The sequence below is a fragment of the Nocardia sp. NBC_01009 genome (assembly GCF_045208035.1).
Classification (GTDB): domain Bacteria; phylum Actinomycetota; class Actinomycetes; order Mycobacteriales; family Mycobacteriaceae; genus Nocardia.
Map to the genome: position 1 here is coordinate 7,843,236 of NZ_CP108695.1, position 15,429 is coordinate 7,858,664.

The following is a 15,429-nucleotide window of genomic DNA, read 5'->3' on the forward strand; positions in this document are numbered from 1 at the left end:
GCTGCGCGAAATGACCGTCAAATCAACGGTTGCTCACGATTACCCGGCCACACAGGTGAGAACCCACCGAATGTTTCGGGCATGTGACGCAACGGTTTCCACGCGTCACAAACAGCCGACCTCGATATCGGCGGCCAGTGCGGGGTGTGACGCACAGCATCCTCGCCCTCTCACGACCTCGCAACTCGACGTGAGATTTCGATAGTCGCGACGAACGCCGGGACCCAGCCGGACGGGATGAGGGTGCATCACGGCTGGGTCCCGACGGCCGCCGACGCTATTGATTCCAGGTGTCTTCGAGCATCCGTGGCTTGCAGGCCTGCCACGCGCCGGTGAGCAGCACCAGCACCGCGACGCTGAGCATTGCGAACGGCGCGAGCCAACCGCCGGTCGCGGTGTGCAGCATGCCGAACAGCAGCGGCCCGACACAGGCCACGGCGTAGCCGACACCCTGGGTGAAGCCCGACAGCGAGGCCGAGCCCTGCGGGGTTCTGGTGCGCAGGTTGATCAGCGTGAGCGCCATCGGGAAGGTGCTCGGGCCGAGGCCGAGCAGCACCACCCACAGCACCGGTGCGCCCATCGGTGCGATCAGCAGTCCGGCGAAGGCGATGAAGAAGAACAGCGCGCAGCCGACCACAAAGGGGAAGGGATTGCTGAAGCGCGCAACGATAGTCGGTGCGGTGAACGCGGAAACCAGCCCGACCAGCGCGAAGAGCCCGACCATTGTGCCGCCGAACGCGGCGCTCGCGCCCGCCTCGCCGAGGATCTTGGGCAACCAGGTGAATATCGAGTACGTGGTCAGCGAGGTCATGCCGAACATGCCCGCCATGCCCCAGGCCACCGGCGAACGCCACGCCTTGCCCTTGGGCTCCTGCCTGGCGGGCAAGCCGGTCGTGTCGAGGACGTCACGGCCGCGGCGATCGCGCAAGACGCCGATCCACGGCAGCGCCGCGGCGAATCCGAGCACTGCCCACAGGCCGAGCGAGATCCGCCAGCCGTGCGCCTCGGCGACGGGGACGGCAATGAGTGCGGGCACGACGGTGCCGAGCTGCACCATGGTGATGTAGAGCGAGCTCACCACCGCGAGCCGGTCCGGGAAGTACCGCTTCACCAGCGGCGGGATCACCACATTGCCGATACCCATGCCACCGAGGGCGAGGGCGGAGAAGACGAACATGGCCGCGGTGCTGCCGATGGTGGCCCTGATCAACATGCCGAGCCCGGCCATCAGCATGGCAACCATGGCGGTGCGTTCCAGCCCGAGCCTGCGCACGAAGATCGGCGTCAGCAGACCGGACACCGCGAACATCGCGGTCGGGATCATGCCGAAGACGCCGATCACGGCGGTCGAATAGCCGATGTCGGCGCCGATTCGCTCGGCGAGAGGACTGAATGCGGTGACCGCAACGCGGAGGGTGAGCGCGGACACGACAATGGCGGCGAGGACCAGCAGGCGGCCCTCGGTCAGTGCACGTCGGCGTTGCTCGACGTGGTCGGCTGCCAGGCGAGTTGTCGTCTGCTCGAGGGTTGCGGTCACCGCGAAATCATAGGATGACCCGATGATAGGAGGCAACCATTTGTGATGGGCGGTACTCTGTTCCGGTGCAACCAGTCCGGCGCACCAGCCTCATAGCCCAGGTCACCGAACAGCTGCGTGCCGAAATCCGTTCCGGCCGTTGGCCTATCGGCTCTCGCATCCCTACCGAACCGGAGCTCACCGAGCTAACGGGCACCGGTAGGAACACCGTGCGCGAGGCGGTGCAGGCGCTCGTCCACGCAGGCATGCTGGAGCGCCGACAAGGCTCCGGCACCTATGTGATCGCCGCCTCGGAGGTCGGCGGCACGCTCGCGAAGTACTTCGCCGATGCGGAGGAGCGCGACGTCCTGGAACTACGCCAGGCCCTCGACTCCACCGCCGCCGCGCTCGCCGCGCGCCGCCGCGACGACTCCGACATCGCGAATTTGCGACGCCTGCTGGAGGAACGCAACCAGGAGCGTTGGAACGCGGAGAACGTGGCGGCCATCGAAGCCGACGTCGAACTGCATCGCGCGATCGTGGTCGCCAGCCACAACGCGGTGTACCTCGAGTTCTACGACTCGCTGTTGCCGACCATCGAACAGGTGATCCGCGCGCGGACCAAGAAATCCGATGACGCGTTCGACGCGGAGCACAACGAGTTGGTACAGGCCGTGATCGATGGCGACCCCGATCGGGCCGCTCAGGCGGCGACCTGTTTCCTCGCCACGCTCATTGCCGAGTACCCCGCACGTGACGAACCTGTGCGGTAGGTAACCGAGTGGTCACCGGGCGACTTCCCACCATGTGAGTCGGAATTGCCGGGAACGTCACCGACGGCCACTCGCGCGCAACAACCGGCTTCTACCTTTGTCTCGACCGTAGCTGGGCAACAAGCCGAGCCCAATCGAGAGGAAGCCGATGACCGCCACAGTAGCTGCCACCGGCCAGCAGTCGGACACAACAACTTTCGAGCACCAGAAGCGTGGTCGCTGGCTGGATACCTGGGAGCCTGACAACGCAAAATTCTGGGAATCGGGCGGCAAACTCACCGCTCGTAAGAACCTGATCTTCTCCGTGTTCGCCGAGAATCTCGGCTTCAGCGTCTGGGTCATCTGGGGCACCGTGGTGACCAGCATGGGCCTGGCGGGCTTCGACTTCCTGGCCGGTCTCGGCAAGGGCAACCCGACCGCGGTGAGCAATGCCCTGCTGCTGACCTCCACCCCGACTCTGGTCGGCGCGGCGCTGCGCATTCCCTATACCTTCGCCATCCCCAAGTTCGGCGGGCGAGCCTTCACCGCCTTCAGTGCGGCGATGCTGTTGATCCCGACCTTGGGCCTGGCCTATTTCATCAATCACCCCGGCACACCAATGTGGGTGTTCATGATCCTGGCCGCGCTCGCCGGTGTCGGCGGCGGCAACTTCTCGTCCTCGATGGCCAACATCAACTTCTTCTTCCCCGAGGGCAAGAAGGGTGCAGCCCTTGGCATCAATGCCGCGGGCGGCAACCTCGGCGTCGCCCAAACCCAGTTGGTGCTGCCACTGCTGATCACGCTCGGCACGCACATCATGGCCAAGGACGCGGCGGGCTACCGGTTCGGCATCACCCTTTCGGTCCTGGTGTGGGTGCCGTTCATCCTGATCGCGGCCTTCGGTGCGCTCCGGTACATGGACAGCATCAGCACCGCCAAATCCGATGGCAAGTCCTACAAGCTGGCGCTGACCAACCGGCACACCTGGGTGATGTCGTTTCTCTACATCGGTACATTCGGCTCGTTCATCGGGTTCTCCTTCGCCTTCCCGACCTTGATCAAGGCCAACTTCCCCGACCTCGCCAAGATCGGCTGGATCACCACGCTCGGCAACCTCGCGTTCCTCGGCGCACTGGTCGGCTCCTTCAGCCGCCCGTTCGGCGGCTGGGTGTCCGACAAGGTCGGCGGCGCCAAGATCACCGTGTACGTCTTCGGTGGCATGTCGGTGGCGTGCGCGCTCATCCTGGCCGCGCTGGAGCTGAAAAGCTTCCCGCTGTACTTGATTTCGTTCCTGCTGTTGTTCGTCCTCACCGGCATCGGCAACGGCTCGACCTACCGGATGATCCCGTCCATCTTCAGCGCCGAGGCCAAGAAGTACGCCTCGGAACACGCCCTGGATGCCACCGACGCCGTCGCATCGGCACGGCGGCAGGCAGGCGCCGCCATCGGTGTCATCGGCGCGGTCGGCGCGGCGGGCGGGTATCTGCTGCAGCAGGCACTTCGCTTGTCCAACATCAACTTCCACAGCATGACCCCCGCGTTCTGGACCTACGCGGCCGCGTTCCTCGTGATGGCCACCGTCACTTGGTTCTTCTACCTGCGCTCCTCGCTCGGCGTCCAGCGGATCTCCTCGCTGGCCTACGCCAACGTGTAACCACCAGCGCCGCAGTACAAGCCGAACGCCACACCGCTCGTTCCGACTCAGGTCCGGATCCGAGGTGTGGCGTTCGGCTTTCACCCGTCTCGACCCCCGCACGGCGCCAACGCTTTACGCTGGAAAGCGGACTCACATCGGGGTGACAGAGGTGAGCATTTGGATATCAGCAAGAAGTCGCAGACACCGTTGTATCGGACTGCGACGCGGGAGGACCTTGCCGACATCGCCGCGTTGGAGAAGGAACAGCTCGGGGATCTGGCCTGCTCCTATGTGATCCTGCGTCAATTGTTCGATCTGCACGGATCGCACTGGGTGGTGGCCGAAATCGGTGGGCACGTCTGTGGATACGCGATCGTCGGCATCAACGCGGCGCAGGTGGCGTGGGTGCTCGGACTGGCCGTCGCCGAGGCCCACCAGCGTCGTGGACTCGGCACCGCGCTGCTCGCGCGGGCCGTCTCGGGTTGCCGCGCCGCCCACGTCGAGCGGATCTTCATTACCGTGCGACCGACCAATCGGGGCGCCGCCGCCATGTACAAGAATGCGGGATTCCAGTGGGTCGGACACGATCGGCGGTATTTCGGCGACGACGAGCCGCGCGACCTGCTGATGCACCGGATCCAGCGCAGTCCCCTCGACCCACCGATCGCCGGGCCGAACGACAAACGATGGCTCAAGCCGTCGCCGGAGCCGACCAATAGCCGAATTCCATTGCTATGGTGGAAATAACGTCTTGCCGACGTGTCACTCCCGGGGGAGATTTACATGACCGATCAACCGGATCTGTCATCCACTTTCGTCGTGTCGATGACAACCCGGATCCATCGGCACGCCGCTGTGTACGCAGAAGAGATCATCGACCACCTCGCCGGTCTCGACGGCCGACACCGGCAGCCGCGTGAGGAGCGGCTGCTGGACTCCTTCAACACGCATGTCGAAACCGTCGTCGCCAGCTACGAACCACCCGGTATCCGGCGGCGCGGCGACAGCCTGGTATTCGCGGATGTCTATGCCGCCACCCGCGAACCACATACCGACGACGACGAACACGGCACCGTTCCGCTCGAATTCCTGGCCGCCCTGCTGGCCGCCGAAGTCGAGTTCCGCGGCCCGCTGCGGCTCAGCGGGACCCAGAACACCATGCTCGCCGAGGTATACGAACGCCTCGGCGACTGCCTGCGCTCGGCCGGATTACCCGGCCACGCGGCACTCGCGTTCCGGCGCGCAGGCAGTCTGCACCGCCAGAACGAGGACGACGACGATGCCGACCGCTGCGGCCTCGCCCAGGCTCGCGCACGGTTCGAGGCCCTCCCACCCAGTTGGCGCCGGACCGGCGGCCATATCTCGGACCTGTTGTGCGGCTATGGATATCAGCCATTCCGGCTCCTCGCCTGGATGGCGCTGCTGCTGGTCGGGTTCACACTCATGATCAGCTTCATCACCGGCGTGGAGGTTCCTGCGACGTTCTATCTGTGCCTGATGAACTTCCTCAATCCGGTCGGCGTCGGCGACACCACAGACATCGGCGGTGTCGGCCAGACCCTGCTGGTGATCGAAGCGTACGTCGGCACGGTCTCGACCTCGGTGTTCTTCGCGCTGCTCGTCCGTAGGTGGTTCCGATTGTGAAACGGCTACCAGTTCGTCGTGGACACCTTGGCTTCACGCAGTGCGGCCAGCGTCGCCACCGAAAGACGGTTACGCAACTGACCTACCCGACTGTCCCAATCACGAGTGAACCCCGGCCTGAGCTCCAACTGCTGCCACAGTCCGAGGAACGGCGGCGGAGTGTGCGCACCCGGCATCCACAGATGTGCGAGGTGTTCGAGGACCGCGGCGAGGACGCGCGCGGAATCCGGGCTCGCCGTGTCGTACCGATCCGCCTCCTCGACCGCGTTGACGACCGCGGTCAGCAGCCAGTCGTGCATCGCGAGGTCGGCGCAGAACTGTTGGGCCACAGCCAGATCCTCGATATCCCGGACGGTGATCTGCACGGTGCGGACCTCTTCGTCCTCGAGCCGGAACTCGACATGTGGAACCTCTACAGCACCGAGCCGAGCTGTCCACTGCAACCGAGTCGAACCGGTCAGCAGCGGCGACCGCTGATCCAGTCCGCGATCCAGCCGCACCCTGGCCAGCAGCCGCTCGCTGATCGAACCGAGGTCCAGGGTGTCCGGCCCCATCGGCCGGTGCAGGAAACCGTGCACGAGGTCTATCCCGATGTCGCTTCTGATCTTGTTGATCACCTCGGTCACCCCGCCCCTGCGCAGATAGTGCTCCCACTTCTCGCGCTGCGGCCTGGCGGCACGCACGACTGCCGTGCGCACCGAACTCTGCAGCACCCGACCGCCGACCACCACGGCATCGGTGGCCACCGTACCCCTGGCCTCCGCCTTGGCGCCGGTGCCTGTCGCCAGCAGACAATCCACGCCGACCAGCATGGTGGGCGAGATCGCCATCGGAATGGGCCGCTCCCACGACCGCACCGGACGACCTGGCTTCAACGCCAGCAGATTACGAACCTCGACACGGCTCAATGCCCCCGAGGCCGGCACCAAGCAGGTGCGGACTTCTCCGAGGACGATGAGCGTGCGCTCCGGAAGGACCATCGCATCGGCCATCTCAGGCGGTCGTCGCCCGGCCGGCCCAGGTTTCTGGGACGAACAGGTGCTCGAGTCGATGGCTGACCGGGCGCGGCACCGTGACACCGTCTTTGACACCGCTGCGCACAGCGAGGTCGATCACCTCGTCGTCGATCTCGAGGTGGCCGAGGATGACCTCGACCGCGTGCTCGATGCTGACGTAGGTGCGCGGCAGAATCGACACCGCCCGATAGGCGGCGAACGGGTGCGCGTCGGGATTCAACTGCACCACGGCGGGCATATCACGCCACGCCTTCGGCCAGGTGAATTCGCCGGAGTCGTCGGAAGCGGGCCACAGTTGTGGTTGCGCCACCGGGGCGCCGTGGTATCGCAGGAGATCCAAGCGCATCAGCTGCCACACCGACGCCAGGAAGGGGCAGGCCCACACCCGGTCCGCGTCCGCGCGAACCCGCGACTTCTTGGTCGGCACCGCCCACAGCTGGGTGTCGAGAAAGATCGAATGCTCACGGCGACCGTACTCCTCGGCGGGCCGGTATTCACCGCTGCGCATCGCCTGCACCGTGTCGTAGTCGGAGGATCGGCGACCGTTGCACAGCCAGCCCGACACGTCGGTAGCCGGCCTGCGCCCTGTCGTCCGCAGAATCGGCTCCGGCACGATCCAGGAGGCGACCATCTCGGCAAGCGGAATGCGCGCACCGGTCGCGACGCCGTCCACGTACACCGGGGACTCGAAGCAACCTTCCTCACGGGCCAGATAGTCGATCGTCATACCGCATTCATCGGCGGCTTTGAGCAGCTTTCCGATGATCTGTCCCGGGTCGGTGCCCGGGCCGAAGTAGTCATCGATCAGAAAGCACGTACTCACCTTGGCCTTCGGACCGAATTCGTCCTTCGCATAACCGATATTCGAGTCGAGGCGCCTTTTGACCTCTTTGAACTGCGCCCTGATCCGATCCTCGCCATTGGTGAGGTCGTTCATATAGAAATGCCCGACCTCGATAGACAGATGCGAAAGCGGCGCCGACGTGATCGTCGCGCTTGCCGTCGCCTCGCTGTAGCCCGCAGCGGTCTCCACTGGCGATCGAAATCCTTCCTGGAAGGGGGTGGGTCAGAACGTTTCCCACACAGCGTCATCGGTGAGCTGACGGGCAAGTTCACCGAAAGCAGTGGTGGTCTCGATATTGGCGATCTTCGCGTCGACATCGGCGTCGAGGATCACTTGTTCGCGCCACTGCAGCATCGGCTCCATCGGTGTTTCCCCGAGCAGCGTGCTCTGGCCCAGTTTCTTGGTGGACGCCAGTTTTTTGAGCGCCGCATTCTGTTTCAGCAGCCATCGGGCCTGCGCGGATTCGTCGTTGCCCGGTTGCGTGAACGGGTTGGGGACGGCCGTTCGAATGAACCGAATCGACTCGCGCAGCTTCTTCTCGTCGTGCCCGTACCCGACGCCGGACTCCAGCAGGCCACTCGGACCGTGCACCAGCGCGCTGGCCGCCATGATGTGCTGTCGCGTCCAGCGGTGGAAAATCAACCAGCGGATGGTCTCTTCGGCGAGCTGCGGATGCGCTGTCGCCTCGAGCACGAGCTGTGCCGCCGCCGAACGCCCCGCGCTGAGATCCACGATGACGACATGGAATTCACCCATCACCTTCGAAAGCAGCTTCACACACTGCTCGACCATGGCGGTTCCGGTTGTCGGGAATTCCGCACCGCCCTCGTCGCCGGGAAATAATACGAGCTTTCCGGAACGCATCGGCATGCGACACAGTTCGACACGATCGGATTTGGCGCGCACATCGACTCTGGTCGTCGTCTCTTTCTCGTTCAGCAGATAGGAGTGCAGCCCGGTGCCGTCGGAAATGCCACGTTCCACGGCTCCGATCTCGAACAGCGCTCCCGCGGTCGGCGAGCCGAAATCGAAATCCAGATACGCGACGTTCTTGCCGCTCATACACAGCCGAAAAGCGATGTTGCAGCTGGTCACCGAACGGCCGGTGCCGCCTTTGTCGGAGGTCGAGAACACGAGCATGGCGTCAGTTGCTCCTCATCGCGTCCTGGTCGGCGTAGGCCAACTCGTCGAGTTGGTCCAGCGCTCGCATCGTGAGAACGACTGCGGTTCCGGGCCTTTCGTCGATCAACCGTCGTGCTCGGTCGAGATGGCGCTCGATCCGCGCGAGAGCCCTTCGGTTGGCCGTGAAGTCGGCGGCATTGACCTCGAGCAATTCACGATTGAGCAAATGTTCGGCCTCGTTGAGCAGCGCCACCGCGTCATCGACCAGTGTCACCGGACGCAAGGGCAGCGAGCGATAGGTGCGGTCGGCGGTGACGAGACCCTCGATCACTCGCTCCGTCAGATACCACGACGGCTGCGACGGCGAGATGTCCGTCAGACCGAAGGCGCGGGCGGAATCGTCCCACAGGCCGGCGGCCGGCCCCTCCTGGATGACCCGCGAATCCAGGTGCTCCATCACCGATTTCGCGAGTTCCATCAAACGGTCGCGGGCGGTCACATTGCCGGACAATCTTGCCGCCTGCAGAATTCGTTTGAGCAGCACCGGCGCGAAGTCGGAGACGATCCAGGACAGCCTGGGGCCCTCGCCGATGTCCTCGGTGCCGACCAGTGACATCCGCACCCCGGGCACATGCACAGCCACCGAGGGGTCGTCCTTGGTGACGCGTCGGGTAATTCGGCCACGCCGGGCCAATTCGTCGAAGATCTCCACCGCTCGTGTCAGATCCTCGTCATTGGCGGTGCGGTTGACCAGATCCTGGATCAGCACCGCGGAAACGACGAGGCTGTAGTAGTCGGATTCCTGACCGTCGGAGGTTCGCCACGGGATGTCTTCCAGCGGCCAGCGGCCGGCGCCGAACCGGGCGACCGTCGACCAGTAGAGCTGCGTGAGATGCCAGCGCGTCTGCAACGCCTCGGCCAACCTGCGCTGGGTCTCGTCGAGCAGGTCCAACTGCCGGGTCCGCTGCGAGGTGAGGTCGTTGATGCCGTCGAGCGCGACGACGCTGAAATACAGATAAGGGCGCGGATCCGCGGTGCCGGGCTGATCGGCGATCTTGGCCTGCACAAAATCGATACTGTCGGCCTTCTTGGCGATGCCCCAGGTCCAACCACACTCGAAGAGCATGTCTTCGGCACCGAGTTCGGCACCGGGAACAGTGGCGAGCTTGATGCCGCGCAGCTGGGTACGCACCGGTTCCAGACCGCGAATAATGTTCTCCGCCATCACCTTCGAAGGCTGACCGGTCTGGTTCAACATTCTGACGATCGTTTCGCCCGGTTCCGACTTCGTCGACACCGTGTTGACCACGAAACTGCGCAGCAGACCGACCATCGCCGACGTCAGCCGGATACTGATCTTCGCGCTGAGCACGTGGATGCGCTCGCCGAGTTCCTTGGCTTCATCGTAGGTCTGTCCCTGCACAAACCCTCTGAAGACACGAAGGAAACCCAGCGCCGCGATACTGAGGGTCAACGACATGGAGTACGAGTCGACGACCTCGATCTCGCGTTGCGCGGAGGTCGGCTCGAGCCCGCCGTTGGCCCGAAGATAGCTTCCCGCAGCGAATTCGGGCTCACCGTCGGGGTCGGTGTGCTTCTCGATGTACTCCTCGAGCACGCGGACGATGACCTCACCGATCCGCGTCGCGCCGCCCATCGCCTCGAGGGTGTCCTTGACGTCCTCGGCCATATCGTCCGGCCGATCGAGCGCTAGCACATTGATTTCGGTGGCGGGATACAGCAGGCACAGCAACTGCTCGGCATCACTGATCGAGTTGGTGCCGTCCCGACCGCCCCACTGCCACTCGCCGTCCTTATAGCAGGTGGCGATCAAGGTCTTCCAAACATTCAAAATCTGTGCCCGAGGCTGAATTCTCACCTGCCGCCGTCCTCACCCCATGTCGCAGACATCAAGCAACCCAACGGATTACCGCACCGGCGACTTCGTCCAAATTAGCACGGGCGCCGCACTTTTCGCGCGGCCTCCGCAAGGGTAGATCCAACCTGACACCGACACCTGCCGAGCCAGGTTTGCAACCGTCAGAGCATGGGCGACTGCCGAACAATCGGGGCAGTCGTCGAAGCAGAACACAGCCGCCGGACCGCAGCGGTTGTCAGAGCATAGAGCAAACGTGACGCAGGCCACAGTCAACCCCCCGACAGGCCTCGAAGCAGAAGATCAACAACTCCTCAGAGCATGAGTCGGACCATGTCCGCGGTGCGAGCGAGACCGGGGAAGGCCTCCGGGGTCGACCGCGGGTGCAGTGCATGCACGGCGAGCCGAAACATGACCGCGCGCAACAACATCTGGGGCCATTCCGGAAGATCGGACCAGCGCTCGAGCAGTCCGTCGTCGGCACCGCCCCACGCCAGCGCATCCACCACGATGACCCCGGCCGCCCAGGGCGCCGGGCGCCAATAGGGGGTGATGTCGGTGAGGCCAGGGGTGAGCCCGCCTGCGAAAAGAACAGTGCCGAACAAGTCACCGTGCACCAGCTGGGCAGGCGACTGCACCGGCTTGCGCAAGGTGGCCAGCTGGCCGATGAGCTCCATGCTGCGCACGCCGTCCTGCGAGGTGGCCGGCGGCGTGCCCCCGGACCGCAGGCTGCGCAGCGGCACCGCCTCCCAGGCGGCACGGTCGGCCGCGACGAACACATCCACGTCCACCCACGGTGCCACCGGCGGCTGCACCAGAAAACGGGGACGCTCCAGTTTCGCCGTGGCCTGATGCAGTCGCAGCGATACCGAGATCACCTCGTCGTGGCGGGGCTCGGGAATCCCCTCCAGGAAAGTGTCTGCGCGCCAACCGGATACGACATAACGGCCGTCGGTCGCACGGACCGGGCGGGCCAATCGCAACCCGTCGACCTTCAATGTCTCGCGCACCTTCGCCGACCACGCCGCTCTGGCATGATCGGCAACGGGACTGAGCACCACATCGCCGAGACGCCAGCCGCCGTCCCAATCTCCCAGCGAAACCGGGGTCACTTCGCGCAGACCGAACGTGGCACGCACGTGCTCGGGAGGTTCCACAGAAGTCACGGCCGTACCGTACTCCCAGCATCTGCCCCATAAAGGACGCCGCGCCGTAGGATCCGACGGCCCGTCAACGACGCCGCCGGTACCCATGACGGGACCCGAGCGGCGTCGGAGCAGGAACGCGTCAGTACACCGGCAATGACGGATCGACCTGGTTGGCCCAGGCGATGACGCCACCCTGCAGATGGGTAGCGTCGGCGAAGCCCGCGCGCTTGAGTGCGGCGAGAGCCTCCGCGGACCGGACACCGGTCTTGCAGTGCAATACGATCGGCCGGCTCTGCGGCAGGTCCGAGAGCGCCTCACCGGAGAGGATGCGGTCCTTCGGGATCAGCCTGGCGCCATCGATATGCACGATGTCCCACTCGACCGGCTCACGGACGTCGATGAGCTCGATCTCCTTGCCCGCATCGATGAGCTCCTTCAGCTCACGCGCGGTAATGGTGGAACCGGCCGCGGCGGCCATGCCCTCTTCAGACACCACACCGCAGAACGCCTCGTAGTCGATCAGCTCGGTGATCGGCTGGCGCTCCGGATCCCGGCGCAGCTTGATGGTCCGGTAGTTCATGTCCAGTGCGTCGTACACCATCAGCCGACCGAGCAGCGGCTCGCCGATACCGGTGATCAGCTTGATCGCCTCGGTGACCATGACCGAACCGATCGAGGCGCACAGCACGCCGAGCACGCCGCCTTCGGCGCAGGAAGGCACCATCCCGGGCGGGGGCGCCTCCGGGTACAGATCGCGGTAATTGATGCCACGGCCGTCCGGTGCGTCCTCCCAGAACACGGAGACCTGACCCTCGAAACGATAGATAGAGCCCCAGACATAGGGCTTGCCCGCCAGCACCGCCGCGTCGTTGACCAGGTAGCGGGTGGCGAAGTTGTCGGTGCCGTCGACGATCAGGTCGTAATCGGCGAACAGCTCGACCGCGTTCTCCGGCTCCAGCCGGATCTTGTGCAGCCGGACGTCGATGCCGGAATTGATCTCCAGGATCGAGTCGCGCGCGCTGTCGGCCTTCGGGCGGCCGATATCGGACTCGCCGTGGATGATCTGCCGCTGCAGGTTCGAGGCGTCGACCTCGTCGAACTCGACAATGCCGAGGGTGCCGACACCGGCGGCAGCCAGATACAGCAGCGCGGGCGAGCCGAGTCCGCCTGCGCCGATCACCAGCACCTTGGCGTTCTTCAACCGTTTCTGCCCGTCCACCCCCAGATCCGGGATGATCAGGTGACGGCTGTAGCGGGCGACCTCGTCCCTGGTCAGCTCCGCGGCCGGCTCGACAAGCGGCGGGAGGGACTTAGGTGATGACACGTCCAGGACTCCTCGAATCGAATTGGCCGATCGCAGCGCGGTAGCCGCGCTCCTAGCGCAGCTCCTCTTTATCCAACACCGACAACCGGACCGTTCTTCCCGCCCCATCGTCTCGCATTCGCGGGCCGCTCTAACCGCGGGGGTAAGGCCAGGGGTTGAAGCGACAGCGCTTGCCGTCCATCGGGACCACGCCGTCGGGATCGAGCGCGGCGATGTCATTGTTCTTGATGCCGAAGGTCTGCTGCATCATCACCGGCGCGAGTCCACCGTCGGTCTCGCAGGGCTGATGCTGGTGGTAACCGATGGCGTGACCGACCTCATGGTTGATCTGGTACTGCCGGTAGGAGCCGATGTCGCCCTCGTAGGCGATCGCGCCGCGCACCCAGCGCACCTCGGAGAGCACCACCCGGTGCTGGTCGGCGTTGAAGCACGAGGAGTCGATCGGGATGTCGAAACCGCATGCCTTGCGCGAGGATTCGCGCGAGGCGAGCGAGATGCGGAAGTCCGGTCGGCCCTGATCGATACGCTGGAAAGCGAACTTGCTGTCGTGCGCCCAGCTCTTCGGGTTGGCCAGGGTGGAGTCGACCATCTTGGCAACGGACTGGTCGCCGCCGAAGCCGGAGGTGTCGACTCCGTCCTCGATCTCGACGGTGTAGCTGAATTTGAACTCGGTGCCGGTACCGATTTGCCCGGTGGTTCCCGGCACCACATGCCAAGCGCCGGTACCGATTTCGGTGAACGCGCCACCGTCGGGCAGTGCCCCGGACGGCAGATCGGTCGGGAAGTGGCCGTCGCCGGGCGGTGCGCCGATGATGCCCGCGGATGCCGCGTGTGGGCTCAGCCGCCCGAATCCCGGCGCGCTGCCCGCGGTACCCGCCGCGTCCGGTCCGCTCCGCACCGCGTCCACGATCACCAGCACAGTGACCACGAACAGCACCGGAAGCGCATAGGCGCGCCAGCCGTAGGTGGATACGAATCTGCCCAGTGCACTTTGCTTTTTGGTATCGCGTTCCGGCCGGGGCCGCTGACGGCCCTCGTCGGGTGCGGTGGGATCCCAGCGGGCCCGCAACGGCTGGTGGGATCGGTTCGCGGGTTGGTACAGACTCAGCGGGTCATAGACCTCGACCCTGCCTGGATCACGGGTGGTTCGAGACCGCGCCGGGGGGCCTGCCCCTGCAGAACCGGACGCGTCGGAGCCGGCGGGGCGGTGCGCATTTCGCCCGCCGCCGGGTCTTTCCGGTCGGTCGGTCACACACACCAGACTCTCACAACACACAAGACCCGAAAGCCGGGCACACCTCCAGACGCGGTTTGCTGCGACATTTCTCACCAGCGGGCAGGAGTGGGAACCCGGGTCCGCATATGGTCGATGAACGGGTATCGTTCTTGGGATACCCGGTGTACATCCCCTCTTGCCGGGGCATCGACTGGGAGAGCCGAAAATGACTGACCTCGTGGACCGGATGACGTCCCGCAGATCGTCGTCCGCCGCCGTGGCACCGACCAAACGCGGTACCCGGCTTCCACGCGACGAGCGACGGCTACAGCTGCTCGCGGCGGCAAGCGAAGTCTTCGTCCAGCGCGGCTACCACGCCGCGGGTATGGACGAGATTTCCCAATGTGCAGGCGTCAGCAAGCCGGTGCTTTATCAGCACTTCGCGAGCAAGCTGGAACTTTATCTGGCGGTGCTGCAGAACTACGTCGACATGCTGGTGTCGAGTGTCCGGCAGGCGCTGCGCTCCACCACCGACAACCGGCAGCGAGTGCGCGCCGCGGTGCAGGCGTATTTCGACTTCGTCGACAACGAGATGCAGGGCTTCCGGCTGGTCTTCGAGTCGGATCTGACCAGCGAGCCGCAGGTGCAGCGCCGGGTCGAGCAGGCCACCGAGGCCTGTGTCGACGCGGTGTTCGATCTGGTGGCGCACGATTCCGGATTGGACCCGTATCGCGCCAGGATCCTGGCTGTCGGCCTGGTCGGCACCAGCCAGTTCACCGCCCGTTACTGGCTCGAGGCGGACCGTCCGATCCCGAAGGAAGAGGCGGTCGACACCACCGTTCAGCTGGCATGGGGTGGCCTGTCACACGTGCCGCTGCACCCCATCGGCTGAGCGTTTCCCGGTATTCATCGGTCGTTCCGGAGACTCTTCCGGGACGACCGATTTTGTCCGCTCGTACGGCAGGTCCGATGAAACGCAGCGGGTGTCGCAACCGTCGTCTTTCGAAACGACAGTTGCGACACCCGGTGGTTCGGCCCGAATACGCGGCGGACGAGCTCAGACGGCGGCGAAACCGACCCGGCCGCCGGTGGGCGTGCCGATCTCGACATAGGCGACCTTGGCGGCCTGGATCAGGAACTTGCGCCCCTTCTCGTCGGTCAGCGCCACAACGCCGCTTTCGCCGCTCAACGCACCGGTCACCAGCGCCTCGACCTCGTCGGGAGTCTGCGAGCTGACGATCACGATCTCCCGCGGGCTATCCGAAATACCGATCTTGACCTCCACGGCCAACCTCCGAACCTAGAGTCCTGTGCGGCGTGCGGACCTTGGTCCGC

The 15,429-nt window shown here is 65.0% G+C and carries 14 protein-coding genes; 5 read left to right on the top strand and 9 right to left on the bottom strand.

The annotated features are described in order from the left end of the window. Positions 1–277 precede the first annotated feature (277 nt). The gene (locus OHA42_RS35445; RefSeq protein ID WP_406232466.1) at positions 278–1,537 is read right to left on the bottom strand and encodes a CynX/NimT family MFS transporter; all 1,260 of its coding nucleotides are present in this window, start codon (positions 1,535–1,537) and stop codon (positions 278–280) included. 65 nt (positions 1,538–1,602) lie between these two features. Here OHA42_RS35445 and OHA42_RS35450 point away from each other — a divergent pair, with 65 nt between their 5' ends. From OHA42_RS35450 to OHA42_RS35465, 4 genes are all read left to right on the top strand, one after another. Further along, entirely contained in the window at positions 1,603–2,289 is a 687-nt protein-coding gene (locus tag OHA42_RS35450) for a FadR/GntR family transcriptional regulator (protein WP_406232467.1), read from the top strand. A gap of 148 nt (positions 2,290–2,437) precedes the next feature. Continuing rightward, the gene (locus OHA42_RS35455; protein WP_406232469.1) at positions 2,438–3,922 is read left to right on the top strand and encodes an MFS transporter; all 1,485 of its coding nucleotides are present in this window, start codon (positions 2,438–2,440) and stop codon (positions 3,920–3,922) included. A gap of 159 nt (positions 3,923–4,081) precedes the next feature. After that, positions 4,082–4,651, top strand: coding sequence for a GNAT family N-acetyltransferase (locus OHA42_RS35460; protein WP_406232471.1), 570 nt, complete (start codon positions 4,082–4,084; stop codon positions 4,649–4,651). Between the two features lie 36 nt (positions 4,652–4,687). After that, positions 4,688–5,548: a hypothetical protein gene (locus OHA42_RS35465; protein WP_406232473.1), complete on the top strand. Its 861-nt coding sequence runs from the start codon at positions 4,688–4,690 to the stop codon at positions 5,546–5,548. Between the two features lie 5 nt (positions 5,549–5,553). Here the strand turns inward: OHA42_RS35465 and OHA42_RS35470 are convergent, their stop codons facing one another. The 7 genes from OHA42_RS35470 to OHA42_RS35500 all read right to left on the bottom strand — a co-directional run bounded on the left by OHA42_RS35470 (position 5,554) and on the right by OHA42_RS35500 (position 14,130). Continuing rightward, entirely contained in the window at positions 5,554–6,540 is a 987-nt protein-coding gene (locus tag OHA42_RS35470) for an SCO2521 family protein (RefSeq protein ID WP_406232475.1), read from the bottom strand. Between the two features lies 1 nt (position 6,541). Continuing rightward, on the bottom strand, positions 6,542–7,597 hold the full coding sequence (locus OHA42_RS35475; RefSeq protein WP_406232477.1) for an SCO2522 family protein: 1,056 nt from the start codon (positions 7,595–7,597) through the stop codon (positions 6,542–6,544). A 33-nt stretch (positions 7,598–7,630) separates the two neighbouring features. Beyond that, on the bottom strand, positions 7,631–8,548 hold the full coding sequence (locus OHA42_RS35480) for an SCO2523 family variant P-loop protein (protein ID WP_406232478.1): 918 nt from the start codon (positions 8,546–8,548) through the stop codon (positions 7,631–7,633). A gap of 4 nt (positions 8,549–8,552) precedes the next feature. Beyond that, entirely contained in the window at positions 8,553–10,409 is a 1,857-nt protein-coding gene (locus tag OHA42_RS35485) for an SCO2524 family protein (RefSeq protein WP_406232480.1), read from the bottom strand. A gap of 311 nt (positions 10,410–10,720) precedes the next feature. After that, positions 10,721–11,572, bottom strand: a complete 852-nt coding sequence (locus OHA42_RS35490) for a TIGR02569 family protein (RefSeq protein ID WP_406232482.1) — start codon at positions 11,570–11,572, stop codon at positions 10,721–10,723. Between the two features lie 121 nt (positions 11,573–11,693). Next, positions 11,694–12,878 (bottom strand): adenylyltransferase/sulfurtransferase MoeZ, encoded by a 1,185-nt coding sequence (gene moeZ, locus OHA42_RS35495; RefSeq protein WP_406232484.1) that lies wholly within the window; start codon positions 12,876–12,878, stop codon positions 11,694–11,696. A gap of 130 nt (positions 12,879–13,008) precedes the next feature. Next, a complete protein-coding gene (locus OHA42_RS35500) occupies positions 13,009–14,130 on the bottom strand; it encodes a DUF3152 domain-containing protein (RefSeq protein WP_406232485.1) in 1,122 nt (373 codons plus the stop codon). Between the two features lie 190 nt (positions 14,131–14,320). Between OHA42_RS35500 and OHA42_RS35505 the strand changes: the two genes are divergently transcribed. Continuing rightward, the gene (locus OHA42_RS35505) at positions 14,321–14,986 is read left to right on the top strand and encodes a TetR/AcrR family transcriptional regulator (protein WP_328405286.1); all 666 of its coding nucleotides are present in this window, start codon (positions 14,321–14,323) and stop codon (positions 14,984–14,986) included. Positions 14,987–15,151: 165 nt separating this feature from the next. On the opposite strand, the gene OHA42_RS35510 is transcribed toward OHA42_RS35505, so the two are convergent. Continuing rightward, positions 15,152–15,379 carry a DUF3107 domain-containing protein gene (locus tag OHA42_RS35510; RefSeq protein ID WP_328405288.1) on the bottom strand — a complete coding sequence of 76 codons (228 nt, stop codon included), beginning with the start codon at positions 15,377–15,379 and terminating at the stop codon, positions 15,152–15,154. Between the last annotated feature and the right edge of the window lie 50 nt (positions 15,380–15,429).

Bases quoted from the DNA above. Each gene is read 5' to 3' on its own strand.
- OHA42_RS35455 (WP_406232469.1), top strand. From the start codon at position 2,438: ATGACCGCCACAGTAGCTGCCACCGGCCAGCAGTCGGACACAACAACT.
- OHA42_RS35465 (WP_406232473.1), top strand. From the start codon at position 4,688: ATGACCGATCAACCGGATCTGTCATCCACTTTCGTCGTGTCGATGACA.
- OHA42_RS35470 (WP_406232475.1), bottom strand. From the start codon at position 6,540: ATGGCCGATGCGATGGTCCTTCCGGAGCGCACGCTCATCGTCCTCGGA.
- OHA42_RS35480 (WP_406232478.1), bottom strand. From the start codon at position 8,548: ATGCTCGTGTTCTCGACCTCCGACAAAGGCGGCACCGGCCGTTCGGTG.
- OHA42_RS35505 (WP_328405286.1), top strand. From the start codon at position 14,321: ATGACTGACCTCGTGGACCGGATGACGTCCCGCAGATCGTCGTCCGCC.